Origin of the sequence: Curvivirga sp., assembly GCF_965219885.1 — a bacterium.
Taxonomy (GTDB): domain Bacteria; phylum Pseudomonadota; class Alphaproteobacteria; order UBA8366; family Aestuariispiraceae; genus Curvivirga.
In genome coordinates, this window is the sequence record NZ_CBDCOT010000009.1 from 1,487,372 (window position 1) to 1,499,496 (window position 12,125).

Genomic DNA, 12,125 nt, shown 5'->3' on the forward strand with positions numbered 1-12,125 from the left:
TTTTATCCTTGAAAACCAATACCTATCTAACAATTTCTAATGTGATAGATAAGATGACGGATAAAGAGAAAATAGTAGATCAAGAAACAGGTAAAGACACTGCCCAAGCGTCTGAAGAACCTGTGACCACTGAGGCCGAGAGCCAAGCGGAAAGTGGGGAAGAAGTTTTACTTAAAATTCGTCAAGCCATAATGGACTCGAAAGCTGTACAAGAGGAAACGCCTGCTCTTTTAGATGCAGATAAGCCATTGGAAGGAAGCGCGGAAATACCTGCCAAACCTTCTGACGCAAATGGCGAAGATGAGGAGATAGATTTTACCGCAGCAAAGGTGGTGTCGACAACCGATGCAGTAAAAATTGCTGGTAAGGAAGAGGAGGAAGAAGAGATCGATTTTAGCGCTGCTAAAAAGATGAGTGAACATTCTTCCGATGAAACAAAATCAGATGCCTCAGAGGAAAAACTTTCGAAGCTTGATAAAACGAATATATCTCAAGAGGATGCTCAGCCACGTGTTATGAAAAAGGCTCGTAAAGCAGCTTTTGCACGTAAAAAAGATGAAAAAGAAGCTGTATCGGAAAAAGAAAAGGCAAATGAGTTTTCTGCGATTGGGGCACAAACATCTGCACAACAAAAGCCTGATGAAGAACGAAGAAGTGGTGAGCGTCGGGCAAGTGCACGCTGGCATATTAAACCCAATACAGGGCAAAATGATGATCCTTTACTGGGATGTTTGACTATCCTCTGTACCCTTCAAGATCGGCCTATTTCTGCAAATGCATTAACAGCTGGCCTTCCTCTTGAAGATGAAGGTCATATGACGCCAGATTTGTTTATTCGTGCTGCAGAGCGTGCGGGTATTACAGCAAGGCTTCAAAAACAAAATTTGGATGCAATTAGCCGCTTGGCGTTACCATGTGTTTTATTATTAAAAGAACAGCGAGCTGCGGTTTTAACTGAGATATCGTCCGGTGGTAAGGCAACCATTTTGTTACCAGAAATGGGCGCAGGAACTAAAGTTGTTAGTTTTGAGGAACTAAAAGAAAATTATATTGGTTACACCCTTTTTGCGCGACCAGAATTTCAATTTGATGCGCGTGCCAAAGAAGAAAAGGTAGAGAATCCGAAAGATTGGTTCTGGGGAAATATCATGTCTTCCTGGCGCCTTTATTTGGAAGTGATGATGGCTGCTTTGCTGATTAATTGCTTCGCGATTGCCAGTCCACTTTTTGTGATGAATGTGTATGATCGGGTCGTACCTAACTTTGCGGAAGAAACTTTGTGGGTTTTGGCGATCGGCGTTACGATGGTCTTTGGTTTTGATTTTATTCTAAAGCTTCTCAGGGGATACCTAGTCGATGTTGCGGGAAAGACTGCGGATACGCGGATTGCCGCACGTTTATTCCAGCAAATGTTAGGTATGAAAATGGCGGACCGGCCTCAATCAGCAGGTGCGCTTGCCAATTCCATGCGGGAGTTTGAATCTCTTCGAGAGTTCTTTACCTCTAGTACTTTGGTAACGCTGATTGATTTACCATTTATATTACTTTTCCTGACGATCATTTATGTGATTGGTGGTGGCTTTATTGTGATGGTACCAGCGTCGATCGTACTCATCGTTGCCTTGGTTGGTTTGCTGATGCAAATGCCAATGAAAAAGGTGATGAAAGATACACATCAAGAAGCTCAACAAAAACATGCAATTTTGGTGGAAGCGATTACAGGAATCGAGACGATCAAGTTGGCTGCTGCAGAAAGCCGTATGCAACGTGCATGGGAAGTTTTCACCAGTCGTACAGCCCGCTCTTCCATGTTAACGACTCGATGGGCACAATTGGCGATGAACTTTTCCGGCATGTCCATGCAGATGGTGACTGTGGGAGTTGTCGTCGTTGGTGTATATCTTATTCAAAACGGTGACTTAACAGTTGGTGCCTTGGTTGCTTGTACTATTTTATCAGGCCGTGCTTTAGCACCTCTTGGGCAAATCGCAGGTATTGCTACGCGTTTCCATCAGGCAAAACAAGCATTGTCAGCCCTTGATGATATGATGCAAACACCTGTTGAACGCCCACAAGGTCGTACATTTGTACATCGTCCAACATTCACAGGACATATTGAATATAAGAATGTAGGATTTACTTATCCCGAAGCACAGACTGAAGCTTTACGCAATGTTAGCTTTGATATTCAAGCCGGTGAGAAAGTTGGTATTATTGGTCGTATTGGATCAGGCAAAAGTACTGTAGAGCGCCTTATGCTCGGCTTGCATGATCCGACCGCAGGTTCTGTGATGATTGATGGCACAGATACTCGGCAGGTTGATCCGGCAGATCTACGCCGTAATATCGGTGTGGTGCCACAAGATGTTTATTTATTTTTTGGGTCTGTAAAAGAGAATATTGCCCTTGGTGCGCCTTATGTAGATGATGCCGCTATTATCCGTGCAGCTCGTATCGCGGGGGTTGAGGAATTTGCGTCCAAACATCCGATGGGATTGGATATGCCTGTTGGGGAGAGGGGCGCGAATTTATCTGGTGGTCAACGTCAAGCTGTAGCTGTAGCACGTGCTTTGTTACTTGACCCACCTATCCTAGTTATGGATGAACCGACCAGTTCCATGGATAATACTTCTGAAAGCCGATTTAAGTCACGTCTTGGAACGGTAATTGGGAATAAAACCCTGGTTTTGGTAACACATCGTGGATCATTAATGACATTGGTTGATCGATTGATTGTGATGGATGGTGGTATTGTTGTTGCAGACGGGCCAAAAGAAGCTGTGATGGAAGCTTTGGCCAGTGGTCGCATTCAAACAGCTAAAGATTAAGAGGGCGTATAGTTATGTCTATCAGAAGAAGCTGGGAAAGAGATATTGCCGATAGCGAGATGGGGCCTATGGCCAATCGCGGTGCCAGTCGTGTTGCCCATGTTATGTTGTTTTCAATTTTTACCTTTTTTGTTTGCTTTATTATTTGGGCGTATAATGCAGAACTTGATGAAGTAACCCGTGGTGAAGGGAAAATTATCCCATCTGGCCAAACCAAGATCGTTCAGCATTTAGAAGGCGGTATTATTTCAAACATTCTTGTCAACGAAGGTATGGTTGTTGAGCAAGGCCAAGTTTTATTACGGATTGAAAATAAAGTGGCGGAAGCTGCACTTGGCGAAAAGAGAAAGCAATATTTGAACCTAACAGCACAAGCTGCGCGTCTTGTGGCGGAAATCGATGGAAATAACAATATCCAATTTCCAGAAGAAGTGCGGATAAATGCACCAGAGATTGCACGACAGGAAGAATTGCTTTTTCAGGCACGTCGTAGTCAGCAAGAAAATCAATTAAGCTTATTACGCAATCAAGTCGAGCAAAAAGATCAAGAATTAAAAGAGATCGACAATAAATTTACTCAATTACAAAAAACACGAAAGGTGACACAAGAAGAATATGATCTTGTGAAGCCGTTGGTGGATGTGGGAGCTTCTCCGCGTCTTGATTTGTTACGTGTGCAGCAGAAACTTGCAGAAATCGATCAGGAAATAGACGCTAACCGTGGGGCTATTCCGCGTATTCAAACCCAAAAACGTGAAGCAGAAGAGCGTATCGGTGAGAAAAATTTAACTTTTCAGACCGAAGCTCAGGAACAGTTGAACCTTGTGCAGGTGGATGCAGCACGTTTGTTGGAAGATATTTCTGCTGGTGTGGATCGTGCGGTCCGCACAGATGTGCGTTCTCCAGTGCATGGGGTCGTAAAGCAAGTGCTGAAAAATACCATCGGTGGCGTAGTAGGGCCCGGAGATGACTTAGTTGAAATCGTTCCTTTGGAAGATACTTTATTGGTTGAGGCACGTATCCAGCCATCAGATCGCGCTCAACTATGGCCAGGATTACCAGCTGTGGTAAAAGTCTCTGCTTATGATTTTTCTATTCATGGCGGCTTGGATGCAACTTTGACGGATATTAGTCCGGATACGATCACAGATGAGCAAGGTGAAACATACTATCGAATCCGTTTGCGGACAGAACAAAATAATCTTGGCGAGGATAAGCCGATTAGAACGGGTATGACAGCGACAGTGGATATTTTGACAGGTCGCAAGACTGTTTTGGATTATCTATTAAAGCCTATTCTTAAGGCTAAAGAAAACGCATTACGAGAACGTTAATTTACAATTAATTATAGAACAGAGAGATATTAAGATCATGAATGATCCATTTAATGCATTTATTCGTGAAGAATGGCAGGCAGATGCAACAGGCGAGGGAAAGCTTAATAGGATGACATTTGCCGTGAAAGATATCTTTCATATGGCAGGTCATAAAAATTCATTTGGTAATCCAGATTGGTTACGCACCCATGACGCGGCAACGCAGAATGCGCCAGTTATTGAAAAACTACTGGCTGCCGGTGCGACAGGCCGGGGGGCAACCCATACAGTTGAGATGGCATTTTCCTTAATAGGCCATAATTCACATTATGGAACACCGATTAACCCTAATGCACTGGATTGTGACCCGGGAGGGTCTAGTAGTGGCTCCGCTTCTGCAGTTGCAGGTGGTTTGGTTGATTTTGCGCTTGGTTCAGATACTAGTGGCAGTGTACGCATTCCATCCAGTCATTGTGGTCTATATGGATTAAGACCGACACATAACCGTATCCCGTTGGAAGGTATCCTTCCTTTAGCGCCGGGGTTTGATACAATTGGTTGGTTTGCTCGTGATCCACAATTGTTGCGTCGCGTTGGTCAGGTGTTGTTTGATGATTGGGAAACGCCTTCCAAAGATCTTAAGTTTCTTGCGCCTAAAGAGATATGGGATCAAGCATCCCCTGCAGTGGTTAAAGAGTTACTTCCTAAATTGGAAGTTATTGCTGAAATCTTCGGGGATATAAAGGAAGTCGAACTTACTAGTCCGAATGAAACTATAGAAGATTGGTTTAATTCCAACCGACATGTTCAAGGTTGGGAAATATGGCAAACGCATAAAGATTGGGTTGAAAAAGAAAAACCAACCTTTAGTGATGGCGTGGCTGGTCGTATGGAGTGGGCACAGACAGTAACTGAGGCTGAATGGAAAGCAGGTGAAGAGGTACGTGCCGAAGTTGCCAATAATCTAAAAAAGATTATTGGAGACGGAACCATTTTGGTTTTTCCATCCTCACATGAGCCAGCGCCATTAAGGGATTTACCTGTTGAAGAGATGGAAGCATACAGATTTGCTTCTTTGCGCATGACATGTCTATCTGGAATCACAGGGACACCACAGATCACAATGCCATTGGGGCGTGTGAACCGTCGTCCGGTTGGTTTGTCATTCCTTGCATGGCGAGGAAATGATGAGAAATTGTTAGCTTTAGCAGAGGCTCTTGGGGGCGAAGCGAAAAATGGCCTCGCCCAATTTTCACTTTAAAATCTAGACCTCGTATTGAACAAGACTATGGCATGGGGCGTTCATTTCGTCCCGTCCACCTAAGCCTTCCAATTCAATAATGCATGCGCATGCCGCAACATCCGCACCTACTTTTGTTGCTAGATCAATCGCAGCACGCATTGTACCGCCTGTTGCAAGTAAATCATCGAGGATCACAACACGTTGACCTTTCTCGATCGCGTCTGCTTGAATTTCAACGGTATCGGTACCATATTCCAGTTCGTATTCGTGACCAATGGTTTGACCAGGTAATTTACCTTTCTTTCGTACCATCGTGAAGCCGATACCAAGTTCTAGTGCTAGAGGTGCAGCTGGTAAGAAACCACGAGATTCGATACCAATTAATAAATCTGGTTTGATTGGCTCTATAATTTCTTTCAATTGTGCTACGCATGCTTTCCAGGCATCTGCACTCGCTAGAATAGTTGAGATATCATAGAAAAGAATTCCTGGTTTAGGAAAATCAGGTACGGTACGAATATGATCGCGTAAGTCCATTACAGATACTTTCTTAGGAATGTTTAAGGTTGCCTTAAGCTAAACATTTTAAGATATATTGGCAATATACTGAACGCGAACCAGTGCTATAGAAAATTAAGGAATTAGAGATTTGTTCAATCCTCTTCGAACAAAGACGCAAAGAAAATTAAAGCTACAGATGTTTATCTTACTTCTGTTAGCCAATTTGTTCCCTTTAAAAGTTTACTCTCAAGAAAATTCCACAGCCAATAATTCTGCTTATCTCATAGGAACAGGTGACTATAATAGAACCAGTTATGCTATTGGTGGCGCAATATGTTACTTGTTCAAGAATATTCCAGAGGTGAGGAAAAGAGGATGTAAAGCGTTATCCGGGACATCTGTGCAGAATATTTATGATTTGGATGAAGCAGGAGTGAATTTCGCAATTCTTGAAGCCGATTGGCAGGAACAAGGATATACAGGTAGCTCTAAAGAGGATTTTCCTGACGGGCCAAGAGAAGAATTACGTCGCGTTTTCGGATTGCATGAAGAAGTTGTCATGGTTCTTGTAAAGGACGATAGCCCTTTTCAAGTTTTTGAAGATCTGAAGACTAAAAAATTACAGCTTGGACCAAATGGTACTGCCGCACGTGAAACATTTGAGTTGTTGCTTAAACAGAAAAATTGGTCGATGAATGATTTTACCATAACGACCGAACAAAATATCTTGAAACAAATTAAGGCACTTTGTGCCGGTGACGTAGATGCGATCCCGTTTGTGACTTCTTTTGCGAATGCATCTATTGTAAATGCATTAAATGAATGCAGTCTTCGATCAATCCCTTTCAGCAAAGAGTTGATTGGCGATCTGGTGGGGCAATATGGCTTCTATTCCTATACGATATTAGCGTCTGAAATGGATAAAGTGTTAAAAGGACATACGGGTGTTCTAACGGTTGGCTCTGGGTTGATTACATATGCAAATATGGATGAGGAAATCGTCTATAAGCTCGTTAAGACGGTTTTTGAAGACCTGGAACAGTTAAAGAAAATGCATCCTGCATTGGCAGGGTTAGGTCGCCAATTTATGTTACGTGAAGATGTGTCGTTACCCTTTCATCCTGGTGCATTACGTTACTACAAAGAACAGGGATGGAAATAAATCTGGTCAAAAGTGATTGAAATCATGTAGTTTCAACACATCATTATTTATATGCAGGAAAGCAAAATGGAAGTCACAGGGCAGGATATTTCCCAATATTTGGAACGCCTAAAATCTGCGCGTGTTTTATGTGTTGGCGATGTAATGTTAGATCGTTTTTGCGAAGGTGCTGTTGCACGCGTATCTCCAGAAGCGCCTATTCCTGTCTTACATGTTTCCCGGGAAGAGGCCCATCTTGGCGGCGCTGGTAATGTCGCGCGGAATTTGTCCGCCTTGTCGGTCTCAACAAATTTGGTATCTGTTTGTGGTGATGATGCACCTGCACGCGAGTTAGAGCATTTGCTAGAAAGTCATGATGGTGTGAGCGCCAACCTGATAAAGCTAGAAGATCGTCCTACGATTATTAAAACTCGCTTTGTTGCGGGAGGACAACAGTTACTGCGTGCCGATTGGGAAAAAATTGCATCTATTTCAAGTGAGATTGAAAAGAATATTTTGACACAAGTTGAGCAGCAAATATCTGAAGTTGGTGCTTTAATCCTTTCTGACTATGGAAAAGGTGTGCTTGGAGAAGATCTTATTCAAGCAATTATTAAAAAAGCCAATGAGGCGAATGTTCCAGTTATCGTAGATCCAAAAGGGGATGATTTTAGCTGTTATGCAGGTGCTTCCGTTTTGACACCTAATCGACAGGAATTGGCGCAAGCTTCAAAAATGCCGGTTGGCAGTGATGAAGAAGTAATCAATGCTTGTGAATACTTGATGGAAAACTGCACTATTTCTGGTGTGTTGGCAACGCGCTCAGAACAAGGAATGAGTTTAATCTATAAAGATCGCAAACCTCATCATTTAAGCGCACGTGCAATGGAAGTCTTCGATGTTGCTGGTGCAGGAGATACTGTTATAGCTACCTTTGCTGCAGGAATTGCTGCTGGGATGACAATGGAAGAAGCCGCGTGGCTCTCCAATGTCGCAGCGGGTATCGTTGTTGCGAAAGTTGGCACTGCTGTGGCTTATCCGGATGAAATTTTATCTTCTGCGCATAGTGGTTTCTGGCAGGAAGGAGAAGATAAAGTTATCTCATTGGATACTGCTGTTAATCGGGCACAACGTTGGCGTCAAAAAGGGTTGAAGGTTGGTTTTACGAATGGCTGTTTCGATCTATTGCATCCAGGCCATATATCGTTAATTGAACAAGCCGCAGCGAATTGCGACCGTTTGATACTTGGATTGAACAGTGACAGTTCGGTTAAACGGTTAAAAGGTGAAACCCGCCCGATACAAAATGAAGTAAGCCGTGCAACGGTTCTAGCCTCCTTGGCAAAAGTTGCCATGGTTGTCATCTTTAGTGAAGAGACGCCGATCGAACTTATTCGTGCGATCAAACCAGATGTCTTAGTCAAAGGCGCGGATTATACCGTGGAAACTGTTGTTGGCGCCACGGATGTTCAAAGTTGGGGTGGTGAAGTTGTCTTGGCAAACCTGGTTGAGGGACAATCAACGACAAGTACAATTGCTAAAATGAATAATTAATCAGGTAATTGAAAATCCGGATCTTCTATATAGGTAACTTTTTTCGCTGCCATACGTGCAAATCTGATAGTTAGTGCTTTGCGTCTTGCCGGGTTCAAGTCACCAATTGTTGCTGCCCTTATCACTTCTGCGCCATAGGCATCAGCGATAATAAATCCTATATCTGGTGGCAGTAATTCTGTGGGGAATTCTGAACTGACAGCAAAATAAAATTGGTCGCAAAATGGAAGATATTCTTCCCATTTCTCATCGACTTGAAAATCTTCTCTGGAAGATTTTACTTCCACGATGATGATTTTTCCTTTGTCGTTAAGACCAATCAAGTCAACACGTCTACCATTTTTGAGAGATAGCTCGGTTATCGTATGAAATCCAAGCTGCGCAAGTAAGCGTCTTGTACCGCGTGTTACGCTTAATGTGGTGTCCGGTCTTGAGGAGAGGTTTTGAATATCGGTCATTCAGAAATGATAAGCAGCCCATCATGTGATGACAAGAAGCTTAGACGTGATTGTTTTCCAATAACCAGTTTCCAATCTGTTCCGCAGGAAGAGGTTTAGCAACAAGATACCCTTGCACGAAATGACATCCTAACTCTTTAAGCAGGTCGTGTTGGTCATGTTCTTCGACGCCTTCAACGACAATATTCATACCAACATTCTGTCCCATTTGTACAATTGAGCGTACGAGTTCTGCATCTCTTGGTTCACGGGTGACATGTTCAATGAAGGATCTATCGATTTTTAAGGTGTCGAAGCTGTAGTTGCGGATATAAGATAACGATGAATAACCTGTTCCGAAATCATCGATACATATTTGAATGCCCATTTCCTTAATAGCATCAAGGATTTTCACGGTCTCTGTCATGCTTTTAATCAGCAGACTTTCAGTGATTTCGATCTTGATATCATTTCCCATTAACCCGGTTTCGTGCAAACCAAGTTTTAAATCATTGATAATTTCATCATCTTCAAACTGTACAGGTGATAAATTAATAGCCATTGTCATGTGGCGCATGTTAGGCACTGTTTCGCGCCAAGTAGCTAACTGTTTTAAAGACTTTGAGATTACCGTACGCGTTAATTCTCTTATAAGACCAGTTTCTTCCGCAACAGGAATAAATACATTTGGTGGCATTAAACCTTCATCAGGGTGATTGATGCGTACTAAAGCTTCAAAGCCAGTTGGTTTTCCTGATACAGATTCAATAACTGGCTGGTAATGAACTTCAATCCAATCTTCTGCAAGCGCATTTCTAATAATCTTCTCAAACCGTACTGAAGACAGAAGCTTTTCATGGAGTTCGCTATGGAATTCTGCGAAATTTGCCGCATTGCTTGATTTTGCTTCACGTAAAGCAAGGGAAGCATCACGTAGTAAATTCTCAGCACTTATATCTTCTGATGTCGTGCTACGTCGTAAGCCTATGTTTATTTCCAACGTAATAGGATCTTGGTTAGCGACTTCTCCTGACAAATTAATCGGGTCTGAAATGACTTGTCGAATTTTTTCAAGCCTAGAACTGATTTTAATATCATCCGTTTGTAAGGAAGATAAAATAGCAAAAGCAAATTGATCACCGCCTAGGCGCGCTAAAAAATCATCTCGGCGAAGTTGACGGCGTAATCGTTCGCCAACGATACGAATAACTTCATCCCCTGCAGCTTCTCCAAGGCTTTCGTTTATAAGACGAAAACGGTCGATATCTAAAACAGCCACATCCATCTTCTTTGAAAATTCCTGATTTCCATTTTGTTGTTGGCTTTGTTCGATTTGGGATAAGATTTGTTGACGGTTTGGTAAGCCAGTCATCATATCTTGATGGATCATCTCTGCAGCTTGCTGTTCTGTGGTTTTATAGCTTGTAATATCAAGAATAGCACCATGAATCTCAATAGGGTCACCATGTTCGTTTCGAATGGATTCAGCGCGAATGAGGACCCATTTATCGACACCATGATCCGTGATATCTAATCTGGCTTCGCGTTCTAGTTTATGAACACGTCCATGGGTTAAATCTGAAAAAGCAAGATAAATAACGCCATAATCTTCCGGATGGACAAGGTCGAGTAATGATCTGATATCATTTCCATTTAGCTGTTGACCTTGCAACAAGTCTTCCCAGCAACCATCAAACTGAGCTTCGTTTGTTTTAGTATTCCAAGAAAAGATTGATAGGCCAAAAGCTGCGCTCGCTTTTGTTACATGATCTGATGATGAGTCATCGCCACGCAGAGTTTCATCTTTGCGTAGTGATTTATCACTATCTAGTTCATCCTGCGCAGTTAATCTACCAACCGCGTCCTTATCAAATACTTTCATTTAACTTTATTCAGCACAGGTCCGTTCCCCAACGGTTCCCTGATGTGAAGAATATTGAGGAGCCCCTTTTTCTCCACAATCCTGATATATCTAACTTAGAATTTCTAAGTTATATGTCAAGGGAATGTAAGACTAATATTGATAAACCATAAGTAGTTTGAAGATAGAATAGATAGAGTTCTATTGATTAAGTTGCTGGAAATAAACTGATCTATCGAATATGCAAATTGAAATGGCGCTTTTAAAAAACTTTGCGTATGATAAAACCAAAGTTAGTGATTTGTAAGTCAGCTTCCCTTTTCAGGAGAAAAAACGTGCGTATTATATTATTCGTTGTACTTTTTGTCGTTGCCGCGTTTATCGGTGGCATTGCATTTATTTTATTTAATTTGGATGCTTTTGTTAAAGAAGCTGTAGAAACGGTGGGAACGGAGCTTACTCAAACCTCCGTAACTTTGAATGAGACCAATATTGATCCCGCAAATGGAAAGGCAAGTTTGTCTGGTTTAAATATTGCTAATCCCGAGGGTTTTGAAACTGATCATGCACTTGCCTTAGGATTAGTTTCCTTAAAAATGGACCCAACAACCGTGACTGGCGATGTAATTGTTATTAACGAGATTGTTGTTGATACACCATCAGTGATCTATGAGCTTGGTGAGAATGGCAGCAACATTGATGCTATCCATGAAAATGTGATGTCCTTTGCCAATAAATTACAGTCTCAAACATCAGACTCTTCTGGCGGAGAAACGACATCTTCCTCGACGGAAACTGCACCTTCTCAGGAAGCTTCTGAAGGTCCGAAATTTATTATTGAAAATGTTTATATTCGTAATGTTTCAACTGCAGTAAGCCTAAGTGTTCTTGGTGGTAAAAAACTGGAAGCACCTTCAGTGGATGTTCATTTGACAGATATAGGTAAGAAAGAAGGTGGTGTTTTGGCTGCAGAAGCTGCCATCTATATTATGGATAATTTATTCAAAGATGTGGCTGCCAGTGTAACAAATTCCGGTGCAGGAAAATTGATAGAAGAGGCTTTGGGCGGTGTTAATCTAGATAATGTTGAACAACAACTTCAAGAAAAAGCCGGTGAAGTTTTGGGTGATGATGCTATTAAAGATATCACCAAAGACGCTGAAGGAGCGCTTAAGAACTTGTTTGGAACAGGAAACTAATGCATATCTTTTGTTGATATGAGAAGAGCCCTGCAGAAATGCAGG

Annotated in this window: 9 protein-coding genes; 6 read left to right on the forward strand and 3 right to left on the reverse strand. The window is 42.1% G+C overall.

Annotation, left to right across the window (positions count from 1 at the left end):
- Positions 1-53: 53 nt before the first annotated feature.
- The 3 genes from ACOQOA_RS12460 to ACOQOA_RS12470 are packed head-to-tail and all read left to right on the forward strand — an operon-like array spanning position 54 to position 5,405.
- Positions 54-2,828 (forward strand): type I secretion system permease/ATPase, encoded by a 2,775-nt coding sequence (locus tag ACOQOA_RS12460; RefSeq protein WP_420548947.1) that lies wholly within the window; start codon positions 54-56, stop codon positions 2,826-2,828.
- 14 nt (positions 2,829-2,842) lie between these two features.
- The gene (locus ACOQOA_RS12465) at positions 2,843-4,162 is read left to right on the forward strand and encodes an HlyD family type I secretion periplasmic adaptor subunit (RefSeq protein ID WP_420548948.1); all 1,320 of its coding nucleotides are present in this window, start codon (positions 2,843-2,845) and stop codon (positions 4,160-4,162) included.
- A 37-nt stretch (positions 4,163-4,199) separates the two neighbouring features.
- Positions 4,200-5,405 (forward strand): amidase, encoded by a 1,206-nt coding sequence (locus ACOQOA_RS12470; protein WP_420548949.1) that lies wholly within the window; start codon positions 4,200-4,202, stop codon positions 5,403-5,405.
- Positions 5,406-5,408: 3 nt separating this feature from the next.
- Here the strand turns inward: ACOQOA_RS12470 and ACOQOA_RS12475 are convergent, their stop codons facing one another.
- Positions 5,409-5,924: an adenine phosphoribosyltransferase gene (locus tag ACOQOA_RS12475; protein ID WP_420548950.1), complete on the reverse strand. Its 516-nt coding sequence runs from the start codon at positions 5,922-5,924 to the stop codon at positions 5,409-5,411.
- A gap of 160 nt (positions 5,925-6,084) precedes the next feature.
- Between ACOQOA_RS12475 and ACOQOA_RS12480 the strand changes: the two genes are divergently transcribed.
- Positions 6,085-7,050 carry a TAXI family TRAP transporter solute-binding subunit gene (locus tag ACOQOA_RS12480; RefSeq protein WP_420548951.1) on the forward strand — a complete coding sequence of 322 codons (966 nt, stop codon included), beginning with the start codon at positions 6,085-6,087 and terminating at the stop codon, positions 7,048-7,050.
- 66 nt (positions 7,051-7,116) lie between these two features.
- On the forward strand, positions 7,117-8,583 hold the full coding sequence (gene rfaE1 / locus ACOQOA_RS12485) for a D-glycero-beta-D-manno-heptose-7-phosphate kinase (RefSeq protein ID WP_420548952.1): 1,467 nt from the start codon (positions 7,117-7,119) through the stop codon (positions 8,581-8,583).
- Here the strand turns inward: rfaE1 and ACOQOA_RS12490 are convergent.
- Both ACOQOA_RS12490 and ACOQOA_RS12495 read right to left on the reverse strand, forming a co-directional pair.
- Positions 8,580-9,041: an MmcB family DNA repair protein gene (locus ACOQOA_RS12490; protein ID WP_420548953.1), complete on the reverse strand. Its 462-nt coding sequence runs from the start codon at positions 9,039-9,041 to the stop codon at positions 8,580-8,582. The two genes, rfaE1 and ACOQOA_RS12490, sit on opposite strands and share 4 nt — an antisense overlap.
- A gap of 40 nt (positions 9,042-9,081) precedes the next feature.
- Positions 9,082-10,902: a putative bifunctional diguanylate cyclase/phosphodiesterase gene (locus ACOQOA_RS12495; RefSeq protein ID WP_420548954.1), complete on the reverse strand. Its 1,821-nt coding sequence runs from the start codon at positions 10,900-10,902 to the stop codon at positions 9,082-9,084.
- Positions 10,903-11,216: 314 nt separating this feature from the next.
- Here ACOQOA_RS12495 and ACOQOA_RS12500 point away from each other — a divergent pair, with 314 nt between their 5' ends.
- On the forward strand, positions 11,217-12,080 hold the full coding sequence (locus tag ACOQOA_RS12500; RefSeq protein ID WP_420548955.1) for a hypothetical protein: 864 nt from the start codon (positions 11,217-11,219) through the stop codon (positions 12,078-12,080).
- Positions 12,081-12,125 lie beyond the last annotated feature (45 nt).